Below are 12,537 nucleotides of genomic sequence, written 5' to 3' on the forward strand. Positions count from 1 at the left end.
CATGAAGAAGAAGCTCTCTCGCGCGCAGCCGGCGAATGCGCGGGTTCGGCCTCCACGTCGCCGCCTGTTCCGGATGACGACGCTGGCTGCGCTGTTTGCGTTGTTCGCGCTGTACGTCGCGTGGCACGAAGCGCACGGCCCCGACGCGCGGCGCGACGGCGAACTGCCGATCACGCAGGTTCACGCCGACGACACGTCGCAACCCGCCGCCTCCGTCGCCGTGAGCGGCGGCGATCTGGTCAGGCGCGGCGAGTATCTCGCGCGCGCCGGCGATTGCGTCGCGTGCCACACCGCGGACAAGTCGCGTCCATTCGCGGGCGGCCTGCCGATCAACACGCCGTTCGGCACGATCGTGACGCCGAACATCACGCCCGATCCGGATACCGGCATCGGCCAATGGACCGACGCCGATTTTCTGCGCGCGATGCATGAAGGCATCGGCAAAGGCGGTGAGCGGTTGTATCCGGCGTTCCCGTACGCGGAATACACGAAGGTCACCGATCAGGACGTGCTCGCGATTCGCGCCTATCTGAACACGCTCACGCCGATTCACTACACGCCGCCGCCCAACAGTCTGAAATTCCCGTTCAACCAGCGCTGGGCGATGGTGTTCTGGAACATGTTCAATTTCACGGAAGGGCGTTTCGTCCCCGATCCGAAACAGAGTGCCGAGTGGAATCGCGGCGCGTATCTCGTCGAAGGTCTCGCGCATTGCGCGGAGTGCCACACGCCGCGTAATTTCACGCAGGGTTTGAAGTCGGATTCGAAGTTTTCCGGTGCGGTACAGGCCGGCTGGCACGCATACAACATCACGCCGGATAAGAACAGCGGCATCGGCACGTGGAGCGACGACGAACTGGTGGCCTATCTGTCGACCGGCGCCGCGCCCGGCCGCGCCAATGCGGCCGGCCCGATGGCCGAAGTGGTGAACGACAGCACGCAATATCTGACGAAGGCGGACCTCGGTTCGATCGTTACGTATCTGCGCTCGGTGCCCGCGATCAGCGGCGGAGAGACGCGTCCGCGTGACCAATGGGGCAATCCCGCAAACGATGTGACCACACTCCGCGGCACGAAGATCAACGGCGTGAACGGTGCGCAGCTATTCGTCGCCAATTGCGCGAGTTGTCATAGCTGGACCGGGCAGGGTGTGGGAGCGAGCGCGCCGGGTGCGTATCCGTCGCTGATCCATAACACGGCGGTGGGCGCGAGCGACGCCAACAATCTCGCACTGGTGATTCTGCGCGGCGTAAAACGTACGACGAAACAGGCCGATATCCTGATGCCCGCATTCGCGTCGCAGCTCACCGACGACCAGGTGGCCGCGATCACCAATTACGTCACCGGACAGTTCGGCAATCCTCAGTCCACCTTGACGGTCGATCAGGTCGCGGCGCTGCGCACGCAGCAATAGTGACCGCGCAGACCGCGTGTTTCCGGTAAGCACTGCTGGAAATACGCGGTTTTAGCGTTGTTTTCCACCTACGCCGCACCTTGAAAGATAGGAAGCGCGCATACGCGTCGGCGTGTGTCGAACTATCATGGGCGAATGGCTTCCGTACTTCTCAACCCCGTTCAGCATCACTCGGCCAATCGGAGCGGCCGCGACTTTGTCGTCGGCGATTTGCATGGTTGTGTGGATGCGCTGCGCTATCTGCTGCGCGAGATCGCGTTCGACCCCGCGCGCGACCGGCTCTTCTCGGTCGGCGATCTGGTGGATCGCGGCGAACATTCCGAGCAGGCTTTGGCGCTGCTCGACAAGCCCTGGTTTCATGCCGTGCTCGGCAATCACGAAGACACGCTATGCGGCGTCGCCGATGGACGTTTGCGACGCCAATGGTGGTATGGCATCGGCGGGACATGGGCGTCGGCGTTGTCGGACGAAACGCTGCAGCATTACGCCGAGCATTTGCGGCTGTTGCCGCTGGTGCGCGTAGTGGGCAGCGGCAAGGAGCGCTTCAATATTCTGCATGCCGAATTTTTCGGCTCGGACGCTGAACTCGACGCCGGCAATTTTTCCGCCGACACCCGTCAGCAATTGTTATGGGGACGCGAGCTGGCGCTGGGCAATGGCGATCCGTTGCGCCAGCGCGGTCTTTCGCTCACGTATTGCGGCCATACGCCGATGCGCGATATCCAGCAGATCGGCTCGCAGGTGTTCATCGACACCGGTGCGTTCGGACCCGGCGGCAAGCTGACGATCGTGGAACCGCTGGCGTTGCGGCGTTGGTCGGTGTCCGTGGAAACCGCGCGCTCGGAAGGCGCGGCGGCGCTCGCTTTGCCTTGAGCGCCGCGTTGCCTTTTATTCAGCCAACCTGATTGAGCTCGAACACCATATCGATGTTCGTGCCGTTCCAGTTGTACTCGAGATAGGCCGCGTGATGACAATCGCGCAGCAGTGTCGTTCTGAATGCGGCAAGACACTCGCCGTCTTCATCACGCACCGATGGATACACGATCCCCGGTGCGCCCGCGTCGCGCACCGCGCGGCCGAGCGTCTGGCCGGCGAGATAGTCGTCCGGTGAGAGGACTGCGAGATCGAGCGTCGCATCGCCGCGAATGTCGACCACCTCGCCTTGCGTCGCGACCGTGTAGAGACGCATCTGCTGCCGCATCGGCGGCTCGGCGGTCGCTTCCAGAAATTTGCCCGTGTGATAACGCGTTTCTGCGATCGCGGTGGCGCGCGAACGGGCGCAGTAGAACACGCCGAATGTGCCGTCCGAAAAACGGCTGCCGAGCGGATTCAGATGGGTGAGCGCGGCCATGATCGGCCCGTATCCCGGCCCGAAACGGCGTTCTTCGCGCGGCACCAGTTCAAGTTCGCCGACTTCGGTGCGCAGACGGTCGTTGGTCATCGCTTCGAGCGCATACAGCGCGTCGAAATCTTCCGGCGATGCGACCCGGTCGAACAGATTGACGGCGGGAAAGCGCGTGGGAATCACCCGATAAGCGGGCGACCAGTCGAGCGGCGCCGTGCGCCAGCGGTGCTGCCAACGCGGTTCGCTCACGCCCAGCCGCCTCGCATTGCGTCGAGATACTGGCGCACGGCCACCAGGTCGCTGATGTTGCCAGCCAGCATGCGGTCTAGCGCGCGACGGCCGCCGAACGGCGCGGCGCTGTTGGGGCGTTTGATCCAGGTGTCGGCGGCGCTGGGCTGCGGCAGCAGGATTTGCAGCGCCTTGTAGATGCCGAGCAGCAGCGACAGGCGTTCGAGCGTGTCGCGCCCAAGGCGGGCCGTTTGCGGCGCCTGCTTCCATTTGAAATACGTGGAGCGGCCCGGCGAGCCGAGCAGGACGATCTGTTCTTCGGCGCTCAAGTCCCAGTCTCGTGCGATGTTGAAAAACGCGCGCAGGCCCGCCGCCGACATTTCGGTGAGTGAGGGTTCCGAAACCGGCCGACGGATCGGCGCGTCGGGTTGGGTGGCACGAGCAGCGTGAGCCATGAGCGGTTGTCCTTGTTCGTCCTTATATGTACTTAAATATTATATTAGTCTAGATATGGATTTTTGCAAGGGAATATAATCGCGGCTCGTTATTAAAGCCGAAGATCAGGAGAAGCAGGAGATGTGGGTTCGAGCAGTTGCAGCGGCGCTTGCCGGCTGGTGTGTGTCAGGCGCGGCGCTGGCCGCGGGTTATGCGGAAACGTGGAATCCGCCCGAGGCGAGCGGGCATCCGGTGGGTCATTCCGCGAAGCATGTGAAGGCGGTGAAGGGCGGTGGCGCGGTTAAGGCTCAGGGCAGTGCCAAGGGCGGTGCCAAACACACGGCGCGGCAGGTAGCGTCGGCGTCGAAAAGCGCAGCGGGGAAGGACGTGAAAAAGATCGGCGCGAAGAATGCGGTGAAGGCTAAGCCAAAGACGCCCGTCGTGGCGCAGGGCAAAAAGAAAGCGCATGCGCCGCAGGTCGCTCAAGCGAAGACGGCGCACACGAAGCCCGCGCACGCGAAGCTTGCCCAGGCGCAAACGGCGCATGGTCATGTGATCAAGGTTTCGGCGAAGGCCGGCGCGGCAAAGGCGGCTCCGTCGCATGCGAACGTGACGGCTCAACCGGTTAGTACGCCGGCTGCCGCAGCCAATACAACGCCGCATACGGCCTTGAATGCGACGCCGGTAACGCCGGCAACTCCAGCAGCGACGACACCGCCGGCGGCAACCAATCCCGCCACGGCCAACAGCGGCTCGTTGCCGCCGATCCTGCACTAAGCGTCAGCTCGAGCCGCACGTTTGCGTTTGGCGTTGCCGCCCCGGCTCGCCCAACGCGGCGCGGCCACCGGCCAGTCGGACGCAGCATCAAGTCACGCAGCTTTGCGCGGACGACCGCCTTTCTTGCCGTTTTCGCGCGCCGCAGCCGCTTTCGCATCGGATTTCACACTGCCGCCGCTGCGCCCCATGTCGCGCATCCACGCCTTCGAGCCGAATATACCGTCGATCAGGCCGTGGACCGAAACGACCACGTCCAACGCCGGAAAAACCAGCGCCGAGCCGAGACCGAAAATCTGGATTTCGCGCAGATCCGCCGCGGACGCCGTATGCAAACCTTCGATATACGCGATCGGCACGAGAAGCGAAATGTCGTTGGTCAGCGTGATTTCGAGGCGCTTCGTACGCGGTTTGTAGGACGCGATGCACGCGGCGGGGCGCTTCGCAGTTTCCGCGCCGCGCTCCCGCGCGAGCCGCCATTCTTCGCTGCTGGTCATGAGTGGATTCCTTTCCAGGCGGAGCACAGGAGCGGCACCATTTCGTCAATGCGTTTTGCCAGTCGACGCGCTTCGCGTTCTGAATATCCTCGGGCCTCGCGAATAGATACAGGGCCGTCGGGACAATTCAAGATAAAGATAATTTCACCATCCGGACCGAGAACATGAACATGAGGCGGTGCGTGATCGTGAGGGTAAATGACCACGATCAGCCCGTCGATCCGGGCAATGATTGGCATAGCCACGATTATATACCGTAGCCGCTTGGGTTTTCACAAGATGAGCCGCATCACCTCAACCGCTCGCCAGCCCACTCGACAGCAACCGCAGCGTCTCCACCGAGCGCGGGTCCCGCACCCGCGAATGCAGCGTCACACGTGACTCGGGCAGCGGCGGCAGACCCAGCCGCGCGCCCACGTCGATCAACCCGCGCGGCACCACGCGGCGAGCGAGCGGCGACACCGCCAACCCGGCCGCGATCGCCGCGCCTACAGCGGCCACCCCACCGCCCACAAACACCTCTTGCCACGCGATGCCCGCCGCGTTCAGCGCCTGCAACGCGATCTCGCGCACGTTGCACGGGCTGGCCAGCAGCGCGAGCGGCAGAGGCTCGCCGACGCGCGGCAGCCACTCCGGCATCGCCAGCCAGCCGAGCGGTTCGGTGAAGAGCGGCTGGGCGTCGTCGCGGGTGGGTTCGTCGGTGCCGTAGCGGATGATCACCGCATCGAGCCGGCGCTCGTCGAACTGCGCGAGCAGCGCCGCTGACGTGCCCATATGCAGTTCGACCACCAGACCCGGATCGTGCGCGTTGAGCCCCGCCAGCAAGTGCGGCAGATTCCTACCCGCAACGTGTTCGCTCAATCCCAGCACCAACCGCCGACGCTCCACCGACAGCGCGCCTAGCGCCCGCTCATGCGCATTCAGCAGATCGCGCGCGGCGCCGAGAAACGCGTTGCCGTCGGCGGAAAGGCGCACGAGGCGCGGCGTGCGCTCCAGCAATTGCTTGCCGAGATGCGTCTCGAGCCGCTTCAGCTTCAGACTGACGGCCGATTGCGTGGTGTCGAGTGCGTCGGCGGCGCGCGTGAAACTGTTCAGATCGGCCACCAGCACGAAGGCCCGCACTGCATCGAGATCGAGGACTTTCATTTTGGTTGAATATGAATGAAATAGGCGAGGATATCTGTTCATTATGACTGAGCGCGCCTAAGCTGTGTTTACCCCATCACCGAAACAAGGAGTTTCATCATGCCGTTGACACGAATCGCATTGCGCGCCGGCAAGCCGGCCGAATACCGTAAAGCGCTGACGGACAGCATCCAGCGCTCGCTCGTCGACACTTTCAACGTGCCGAAAGACGACATCTTCATGCTCATCACCGAGCACGATGCGAGCAACTTCATCTACGACAACCAGTATCTGAACGTGCAACGCAGCGACGATCTGGTGCTGATTCAGATCACGCTGAACAACACGCGCACGCTCGACCAGAAGAAGGCGTTGTACAAACGCATGGCGGACGAACTGGCGGAATCGCCGGGGCTGCGACGGGAAGATGTGTTCATCAATCTCGTCGAGGTGTTGAAGGAGAACTGGTCGTTCGGCAACGGGATTGCGCAGTACGCTTTGTGAGGTAGTGCGCGGCGCAAGTCACGCAATCGTATCGATCACGCCGCCGTCCACCCGCCGCGCCGCGCCGGTGGACGCGGCACGCTTGCGGGGAGCACACGTACACGACCCTATTCGCGACCGCTTCCGTACTCGCGGCAGTCCTTTTGCCCGGATCGGCGTCGCTATAATGATTTTCCGCAGTTTCCTCCGTACTTCGACTCCGTTAGCCATGGCATCCGATCGCACCGACTCGTCTCACGACCCTCTCGAACTCGGCGGTTCCGTCTGGTTTCAGGCGGGCGCGCAAACACTCGGCGGCGCGTCGCGGATCGCGCTGCTCGCGGCGATCGGCGAGACCGGTTCGATCACCGGCGCGGCGAAGGCGGTCGGCATGAGTTACAAGGGTGCGTGGGATGCCGTCGACGCGATGAACAACCTCGCCGGCGAGCCGCTCGTCGTGCGCCTGACCGGCGGCAAAGGCGGCGGCGGTACGACGCTCACGCCGCGCGCAGTGAAGCTGATCGACACGTTTCGTGCGGTCGAGCGCGAGCATCGCCGGTTTCTGGAAAGGGCGGGCGCGGCCATCGAAGGCTTCGCCACCGATTGGGATCTGATCGGCCGCATCGGCGTGAAAACCAGCGCGCGCAATCAGTTGTACGGCACGGTGTCGAAGCTCACGCGCGGCACGGTCAACGACGAAGTGTCGCTGGCGCTGCCGGGCGGCCACACGATCGTCGCGGTGCTTACGCATGAAAGCACGGAGACGCTGGGTCTCGTCGAAGGATCGGCGGCGTTTGCGTTGATCAAGGCGTCGTGGGTCGTGCTGCTGGTCGACGACGAAAGCGGCGCGCCGCCGAAGCTGTCCGCGCGCAATCAACTGCGCGGCACGGTACAGAGCGTGAAACGCGGCGCGATCAATGCGGAGGTATCGCTGGTGCTGGACGGGGGCGCGGTGATTACCGCGGTCGTCACTAATGAAAGCGCCGATACGCTCGGTCTTGCCGAAGGCGGCACCGCGATTGCGGTGTTCAAAGCGTCGAGCGTGATTCTCGGTGTGAAAGACTGAATTTGCTAAGGGTGTCTAACGAAGCGGTGGCTGGCAATTTTTCGCATCCCATTTTGCACGTTCGAATCAAGTCGTATTGCGTGCATAGCCGGTGAACGGCTGGCTTTCGCGCACCGTGCCTTCGTTGACCTGCACCACCTGATCGCCGAACGCGGCGACATCGTCGGGATCGTGCGTGATCAACACCATCGGAATATCGAGCCGCGTCTGCAGGTCCGACAACTCGCGCCGCATTCGTTGACGCAGCGCGCTATCGAGCGCGGAAAACGGCTCGTCGAGCAGCAACAGGCGAGGCTCCGCGATCAACGCGCGCGCCAATGCCACCCGCTGTTTCTGTCCGCCGGAAAGCTGCGCCGGATGATTGCCCGCGACGCTGCGCAGCTCAAGCGCATCGAGCCAGTAGTCGACCCGCGGATGCGCGATCCGCGCGCGCGGATTCAGCCAGCCCTTCTGCAAACCGAAGCCGATGTTCTGCCGCACGTTCAGATGCGGGAACAGCGCGTAGTCCTGAAACAGATACGCGATCTTGCGCGCTTGCGGCTTCAGATCGATGCCGCGGGCGCTGTCGAACAGCGCGTCGCCGTGCAGCGTGATCGTGCCTTCGTCGGGATGCAGCAGACCGGCGATCGCCTGCAGAGTCAGGCTCTTGCCCGCGCCCGACGGACCGAATAGCACGAGCCGCTGTGTGGTCGCGCTGAACGCGACGTCCAGCGTGAAGCGGCGCTCGGCGCTCTGAAAGGTCTTACGGATGTCGACGGCGAGCGGCATGTCAGCGGGACGACAAAAGCGTGTGCTGCGGCACGAGGCGCCCCGCCAGCAACAGGATCACGACGCACGTCACCGAGGTGACGAGTACGAGGAAGTTCGCGGTGCTGTCGTCGCCGGCTTGCACCGCTGAATAGACCGCTACCGAAAGCGTCTGCGTGCGGCCCGGCAGGTTGCCCGCGATCATCAGCGTCGCGCCGAATTCGCCGAGCGCCCGCGCAAACGCCAGCAGGCCGCCGGCGAGAATGCCGCGCGCGGCGAGCGGCAAGGTCACGCGAAAGAAGATCGCCGCCTCGCTGACGCCGAGCGTGCGCGCGGCCCGTTCGAGCTGCGGATCGACGGATTCGAAGGCGGCGCGCGCCGATTTCAACACGAGCGGAAACGCCACCACGGTCGACGCGATCACCGCGCCTTGCCACGTGAACACCAACTGGATGTCCAGCCGGTCGAGCCATGCGCCGATTACGCCGCGCCGGCCGAGCAGCACCAGCAGGTAATAGCCGAGCACGGTGGGCGGCAGCACGAGCGGCAGCATCAGCAGCGAATCGATCACGTCGCGCGCGCCGGAGCGCCAGCGCGACAGACCGAAGCCGGCGGCGACGCCGAATACCAGATTGAGTGCGGTGGCCCAGCCCGCTACTTTCAGCGACAGCAAGAGCGGGATCCAGGCTTGTTGCATGAGCGCGCGGCGGTCCGTTTGAGGTGGTTCAGTTTAATGAGCCGGCTTGAAGCCGTACTTCGCGAGCACCGCTTGCCCGGCCGGCGACAACACGAAGCTGATGAAAGCTTGTGCGTCCGCCGCATGACGGCTGCCTTCGACCTGCGCGATCGGGTAGGTGATCGGCGTTTGCGTCGGCACGGTCATCGCGACCCTGACCTTGTCCGGCATGATCGCGGCGTCGGTGCTGAAGACGAAGCCGGCGTCGACTTCGCCGCGCGACACATAGTCGAGGCTCTGCCGCACGTTCGACGCCAGCACGGCCTTCGCGCTGACTGCGTCCCATGCGCCCGCGGCCTGCAACGCGCCCTGCGTATAGCGGCCGACCGGCACCGACGCCGGATCGCCGTACGCGACGCGCTTCACATTCGCCGACGTCAGTTCGTTCAGCGCGGTGGGCGCGAAATGGCTGTCAGTCGGCACGATCAGCACCAGCGAATTGGCGGCGAAGTCCTTGCGCGTGGACGGCACGATCACTTTCTCGGCGGCGGCCTTGTCCATCGCTTTCTGGTCTGCGGACGCGAAGACGTCGGCGGGCGCACCCTTGACGATCTGCTGCATCAGCACGTCGGACGCGCCGAAGTTGAGCAAGACCTTGGTGCCCGGATGCTGCTGTTCGAAGACTTCGCTAACGGCCTTGAATGCATTGGTCAGGCTGGCGGCGGCGGAGACCACGAGCTCGTCGGCGCGCGCATTGGCGCTGACGGCAACCGAGACGGCGCCGGCGATGAGCAGCACGTGTTTCACAAGACGGCGGGAGAGTGTCATGAAGGCTTGGCGGGCCGGGGTGACCGGCGCAACAGTTAAAGCGCTATCGTAATATATGAAAGGTTATAGCGGTGGCCATTTGCTGGGCATGACGGGTATGCATTGGCGCGCATGGGCGCCGAGGTGCCCGAAGACTGTGCGTCGAGGGGCAGATCGAATGGATGGTGAAGCGTGCGGCGTCTAAAGGAAGAGAGGCATACGACCGTGGCGGCGGCTGCGATTGCGGCAAACAAAGGCACGAAAAAAGCACGAAACGCCGGGAACAAGCGCCTCAAGCGTCAGATGAAGGCGGCAGTTCGAGGGTATTGAGCGTCTGCGACAGCGGCGTGGCGGCCGGGCGCCCATCGCGTGTGGCCTTCCATTTTGCGCGAATGAACGGCCGATCGTGGCCGGACACCTTCAACGCGATATGCGTGACCCAGCGCTGCGTCGGCACGTGTACGCCGTGCATCAGCACGGCAAGAACCATCAGACTGGCGGTGACGGGCAGCGCGGACAGCTTGCCGGGTTCCGCATGCCACGCGATGCGCACGAACACGAGTGCGGCCAGTGCGCCGACCAGACAACCCGTCACGGCCTCCGACGGCGAGTGCGCGCTCAACACCACACGCGACAAACCCACGGCGATGCCCGCAGCAAGACCCAGCGCCACCCCGAGCAAACGGATCGCCGGCCGGGCAGGCAGCAGCATCAGAAATAGCGCAACCGGATAGACGGCCGTGGACAGCATGGCGTGGCCGCTCACGCCGGTGAAATCCAGCTCCCTCACGCCGACCCCCCAGCCGAGGAACGCGAGCTTCGTCACCGTGACGACGCCGATCGCCGCGCCGAGCAGCAGCAGCCAGCCCGCCGCCATCCGCCACGTGTAGCCGACCGCCAGCCACAGCGCGATGGCGAACGCGAGCGGCAGCGTCATGCCGGCGCCGCCGAGGCTGGTGATCGAATACCACAGATGGGCAGGTAAATCGGGCATGGCAGAAAGTGCGACCAGGGCCGCTTGGGATCCGGTTGGTAATGGAATAACGCGCGAGCGGGGCGAATTGCCGACGCCCGAAGGCTCGCAATTCAAATAATTCACCGCCAGTATAGACGGGTGCTGCGCTGCGAGCCGCCGACCCGCTGAGCTATTTGTCGCCGAATGTTAGCTGGCCAACCTGAGGTCAGCGTGCCGCCGACACGACGGGATTGAGCCGCGCCGGGGTTTGACGCGGGCTGGTCTGCAAGGTTCGGCGAACCTGGATTATGCGTCTGGAATGGAGGTGGCGCGTCCAGCATCGCATGAGGAATGGTGTTATTGTGCATTGCACAACGAAATGTCGCTCGATCAAATGACACCTGTCCCTTTTTGCGAGGTCACCCACCGATGGCAAAAAGTCTATCGAAAGTCTGGCTGCGCGGTTTGAAGCGATTGCTCGCGATTCAGACCGAGCATGCACACAAGGTCACCAGGCGCAGCACCGCGCGGGTGGCACGGCCGGCGGCCGCCAAGCCGTCCGCCAAGGCTCGTCCGCTCAAGCCGGTTGCTGCGTTGCGCGCGCCGGCCAAGCGCGACGCGCCGCGCGCCGCCGCGCGCGAATCGCGCGTCCGGCCGCGGGCATCCGCGTGGGCGAGCGGTTCGTGGACGCGCTCGTTCCACTCGGCGCCTGCCGCTCCCGGGCGGCTCGTCAATCATCTCCAGTACGGTTTGTATGTTCCGGCCGGCCACGTGGACGAACCAATGCCGCTGGTGGTGATGCTGCACGGCTGCACCCAGTCGATCGATGAATTTGCCGAAGGCACGCGGATGAACGTGCTCGCCGACCGGTTCGGTTTCGCGGTCGTCTATCCGGAGCAATCGAAGCATGTGCATTCGCATCGCTGCTGGCACTGGTACGACGCCGGCGACAGTGCGGGCGGCGCGGAAGCGCGCGCGGTGGTGTCGTTGGTCGATGCGTTGATCGCCCAGCATGGTTTCGACAGCGAGCGCGTCTATGTGGCCGGCATTTCGGCCGGCGCCGGCTTGACGGCGCTGCTGGCCGTGACCTATCCGGAGCGTTTCGCGGCGGTCGCGCTGCACTCCGGCCCCGCTTTCGGCGAAGCCCGTTCCGGTATTGCCGCGATGGACGTGATGCGGCGGGGCGCGCGCCGGGAGCCGGTCGAACTGGTCGACGAGGCCGCCGACGTCGCCGGCTACCCCGGCATGCCGGCGATCATCATTCACGGCGACGCCGATCATGTGGTCGCGCCGGTCAATGCGGATCAACTGGCGGTGCAGTTTCTGCGCCTGAACCGCATCGTCGACGCAAACGGCGCCCGCAAGTCCGGCGAGGTGCGAGAGGAGCGCAAGGGCGGTTTGGTCATGCGCGATTACGTGCGCGGCGGTCGCCGCGTGGTGCGGCTGTGCCATGTGCAAGGGCTGGCGCACGCGTGGAGCGGCGGCGACGAAGCAGTGCCGTTTCACTCCGCCAAAGGCCCGGATGCGAGCGCGATGGTGTGGGAGTTCTTCAAGCATCAACGTCGCGCAGGAACTGGCCGCAACGCGGAAAGCACTGCCACAGCGGCCTCGGCAGCCGCCCGGTGATCTCGGGACAACACTTTTTTGAAATGAATTGGCGTAGCCTAGGGTTTTCCCTATAATAGGGGTTATCCCTTAGGCGTTAACGCCTAAATTCATTGCCGAGGTTGATCATGTATCTGCTTAGCCGCCTGTTCCTGTTCCTTACGAAATCGCCCGACCAACTCGCGAAAGAACGCGCCGACGCTTTCCTCGCCGAAGCCACCGATCTGTACGATCTGGAATTCCGCATGCGCAAGCTGGATCGTGAGGCGAACACTCGCCAACCGTCGTGGATGAGCCAGCACTAAGCTGAGCGAATCGAAGCATCGGCGCGTAGTGAATAACGCCGGTGTTCAGGGTGAGGCGCCCAAGCTGCCGCTAGC

16 protein-coding genes are annotated in these 12,537 nt (G+C 64.1%); 7 read left to right on the top strand and 9 right to left on the bottom strand.

Going from position 1 to position 12,537, the window contains the following annotated elements; genetic code table 11:
- Position 1: 1 nt before the first annotated feature.
- Both PQQ51_RS07065 and PQQ51_RS07070 read left to right on the top strand, forming a co-directional pair.
- Positions 2-1,414, top strand: a complete 1,413-nt coding sequence (locus tag PQQ51_RS07065) for a c-type cytochrome (protein WP_408495981.1) — start codon at positions 2-4, stop codon at positions 1,412-1,414.
- Positions 1,415-1,549: 135 nt separating this feature from the next.
- Positions 1,550-2,287 (top strand): metallophosphoesterase, encoded by a 738-nt coding sequence (locus PQQ51_RS07070; protein ID WP_408495983.1) that lies wholly within the window; start codon positions 1,550-1,552, stop codon positions 2,285-2,287.
- A gap of 19 nt (positions 2,288-2,306) precedes the next feature.
- Here PQQ51_RS07070 and PQQ51_RS07075 read toward each other — a convergent pair whose 3' ends face one another.
- Both PQQ51_RS07075 and PQQ51_RS07080 read right to left on the bottom strand, forming a co-directional pair.
- Positions 2,307-3,008 carry an RES family NAD+ phosphorylase gene (locus PQQ51_RS07075; protein ID WP_408495985.1) on the bottom strand — a complete coding sequence of 234 codons (702 nt, stop codon included), beginning with the start codon at positions 3,006-3,008 and terminating at the stop codon, positions 2,307-2,309.
- Positions 3,005-3,442, bottom strand: coding sequence for an MbcA/ParS/Xre antitoxin family protein (locus PQQ51_RS07080; protein WP_408495987.1), 438 nt, complete (start codon positions 3,440-3,442; stop codon positions 3,005-3,007). The genes PQQ51_RS07075 and PQQ51_RS07080 overlap by 4 nt, the downstream gene beginning before the upstream one ends.
- A 121-nt stretch (positions 3,443-3,563) precedes the next feature.
- Here PQQ51_RS07080 and PQQ51_RS07085 point away from each other — a divergent pair, with 121 nt between their 5' ends.
- Positions 3,564-4,199: a hypothetical protein gene (locus PQQ51_RS07085; protein ID WP_408495988.1), complete on the top strand. Its 636-nt coding sequence runs from the start codon at positions 3,564-3,566 to the stop codon at positions 4,197-4,199.
- 92 nt (positions 4,200-4,291) lie between these two features.
- Here PQQ51_RS07085 and PQQ51_RS07090 read toward each other — a convergent pair whose 3' ends face one another.
- From PQQ51_RS07090 to PQQ51_RS07100, 3 genes are read right to left on the bottom strand one after another with little or no spacing between them, the layout of a single operon-like run.
- The gene (locus PQQ51_RS07090) at positions 4,292-4,693 is read right to left on the bottom strand and encodes a DUF2442 domain-containing protein (RefSeq protein ID WP_408495989.1); all 402 of its coding nucleotides are present in this window, start codon (positions 4,691-4,693) and stop codon (positions 4,292-4,294) included.
- Positions 4,690-4,932 carry a DUF4160 domain-containing protein gene (locus PQQ51_RS07095; RefSeq protein ID WP_408496090.1) on the bottom strand — a complete coding sequence of 81 codons (243 nt, stop codon included), beginning with the start codon at positions 4,930-4,932 and terminating at the stop codon, positions 4,690-4,692. The genes PQQ51_RS07090 and PQQ51_RS07095 overlap by 4 nt, the downstream gene beginning before the upstream one ends.
- Positions 4,933-4,987: 55 nt before the next feature.
- Positions 4,988-5,839, bottom strand: coding sequence for a LysR family transcriptional regulator (locus tag PQQ51_RS07100; RefSeq protein ID WP_408495991.1), 852 nt, complete (start codon positions 5,837-5,839; stop codon positions 4,988-4,990).
- Between the two features lie 99 nt (positions 5,840-5,938).
- Between PQQ51_RS07100 and PQQ51_RS07105 the strand changes: the two genes are divergently transcribed.
- Positions 5,939-6,322 (top strand): tautomerase family protein, encoded by a 384-nt coding sequence (locus tag PQQ51_RS07105; RefSeq protein ID WP_408495993.1) that lies wholly within the window; start codon positions 5,939-5,941, stop codon positions 6,320-6,322.
- A gap of 208 nt (positions 6,323-6,530) precedes the next feature.
- The gene (modE, locus tag PQQ51_RS07110) at positions 6,531-7,367 is read left to right on the top strand and encodes a molybdenum-dependent transcriptional regulator ModE (RefSeq protein WP_408495995.1); all 837 of its coding nucleotides are present in this window, start codon (positions 6,531-6,533) and stop codon (positions 7,365-7,367) included.
- Between the two features lie 66 nt (positions 7,368-7,433).
- Here modE and PQQ51_RS07115 read toward each other — a convergent pair whose 3' ends face one another.
- From PQQ51_RS07115 to PQQ51_RS07130, 4 genes are all read right to left on the bottom strand, one after another.
- Complete coding sequence (locus PQQ51_RS07115; protein ID WP_408495997.1) at positions 7,434-8,135, bottom strand: sulfate/molybdate ABC transporter ATP-binding protein; 702 nt, start codon at positions 8,133-8,135, stop codon at positions 7,434-7,436.
- 1 nt (position 8,136) lies between these two features.
- On the bottom strand, positions 8,137-8,811 hold the full coding sequence (gene modB, locus PQQ51_RS07120) for a molybdate ABC transporter permease subunit (RefSeq protein ID WP_408495999.1): 675 nt from the start codon (positions 8,809-8,811) through the stop codon (positions 8,137-8,139).
- A 33-nt stretch (positions 8,812-8,844) separates the two neighbouring features.
- Positions 8,845-9,618 (bottom strand): molybdate ABC transporter substrate-binding protein, encoded by a 774-nt coding sequence (modA, locus tag PQQ51_RS07125; protein WP_408496001.1) that lies wholly within the window; start codon positions 9,616-9,618, stop codon positions 8,845-8,847.
- 271 nt (positions 9,619-9,889) lie between these two features.
- Positions 9,890-10,591, bottom strand: coding sequence for a phosphatase PAP2 family protein (locus PQQ51_RS07130; protein WP_408496002.1), 702 nt, complete (start codon positions 10,589-10,591; stop codon positions 9,890-9,892).
- Positions 10,592-10,981: 390 nt separating this feature from the next.
- On the opposite strand from PQQ51_RS07130, the gene PQQ51_RS07135 reads away from it, so the two are divergent.
- Both PQQ51_RS07135 and PQQ51_RS07140 read left to right on the top strand, forming a co-directional pair.
- Positions 10,982-12,178, top strand: a complete 1,197-nt coding sequence (locus PQQ51_RS07135; protein ID WP_408496003.1) for an extracellular catalytic domain type 1 short-chain-length polyhydroxyalkanoate depolymerase — start codon at positions 10,982-10,984, stop codon at positions 12,176-12,178.
- A gap of 107 nt (positions 12,179-12,285) precedes the next feature.
- Entirely contained in the window at positions 12,286-12,462 is a 177-nt protein-coding gene (locus tag PQQ51_RS07140) for a DUF3563 family protein (RefSeq protein WP_408496005.1), read from the top strand.
- The last annotated feature ends 75 nt before the right edge of the window (positions 12,463-12,537 follow it).

The sequence above is a fragment of the Paraburkholderia xenovorans genome, assembly GCF_046030735.1.
Taxonomy (GTDB): Bacteria; Pseudomonadota; Gammaproteobacteria; order Burkholderiales; family Burkholderiaceae; genus Paraburkholderia; species Paraburkholderia xenovorans_A.

What these genes read in the sequence shown, in the direction of transcription:
- PQQ51_RS07065 (WP_408495981.1), top strand. Translation starts at nt 2, where the DNA reads ATGAAGAAGAAGCTCTCTCGCGCGCAGCCGGCGAATGCGCGGGTTCGG.
- PQQ51_RS07070 (WP_408495983.1), top strand. Translation starts at nt 1,550, where the DNA reads ATGGCTTCCGTACTTCTCAACCCCGTTCAGCATCACTCGGCCAATCGG.
- PQQ51_RS07080 (WP_408495987.1), bottom strand. Translation starts at nt 3,442, where the DNA reads ATGGCTCACGCTGCTCGTGCCACCCAACCCGACGCGCCGATCCGTCGG.
- PQQ51_RS07085 (WP_408495988.1), top strand. Translation starts at nt 3,564, where the DNA reads ATGTGGGTTCGAGCAGTTGCAGCGGCGCTTGCCGGCTGGTGTGTGTCA.
- PQQ51_RS07090 (WP_408495989.1), bottom strand. Translation starts at nt 4,693, where the DNA reads ATGACCAGCAGCGAAGAATGGCGGCTCGCGCGGGAGCGCGGCGCGGAA.
- PQQ51_RS07095 (WP_408496090.1), bottom strand. Translation starts at nt 4,932, where the DNA reads ATGCCAATCATTGCCCGGATCGACGGGCTGATCGTGGTCATTTACCCT.
- PQQ51_RS07100 (WP_408495991.1), bottom strand. Translation starts at nt 5,839, where the DNA reads ATGAAAGTCCTCGATCTCGATGCAGTGCGGGCCTTCGTGCTGGTGGCC.
- PQQ51_RS07105 (WP_408495993.1), top strand. Translation starts at nt 5,939, where the DNA reads ATGCCGTTGACACGAATCGCATTGCGCGCCGGCAAGCCGGCCGAATAC.
- modE (WP_408495995.1), top strand. Translation starts at nt 6,531, where the DNA reads ATGGCATCCGATCGCACCGACTCGTCTCACGACCCTCTCGAACTCGGC.
- PQQ51_RS07115 (WP_408495997.1), bottom strand. Translation starts at nt 8,135, where the DNA reads ATGCCGCTCGCCGTCGACATCCGTAAGACCTTTCAGAGCGCCGAGCGC.
- modB (WP_408495999.1), bottom strand. Translation starts at nt 8,811, where the DNA reads ATGCAACAAGCCTGGATCCCGCTCTTGCTGTCGCTGAAAGTAGCGGGC.
- modA (WP_408496001.1), bottom strand. Translation starts at nt 9,618, where the DNA reads ATGACACTCTCCCGCCGTCTTGTGAAACACGTGCTGCTCATCGCCGGC.
- PQQ51_RS07130 (WP_408496002.1), bottom strand. Translation starts at nt 10,591, where the DNA reads ATGCCCGATTTACCTGCCCATCTGTGGTATTCGATCACCAGCCTCGGC.
- PQQ51_RS07135 (WP_408496003.1), top strand. Translation starts at nt 10,982, where the DNA reads ATGGCAAAAAGTCTATCGAAAGTCTGGCTGCGCGGTTTGAAGCGATTG.
- PQQ51_RS07140 (WP_408496005.1), top strand. Translation starts at nt 12,286, where the DNA reads ATGTATCTGCTTAGCCGCCTGTTCCTGTTCCTTACGAAATCGCCCGAC.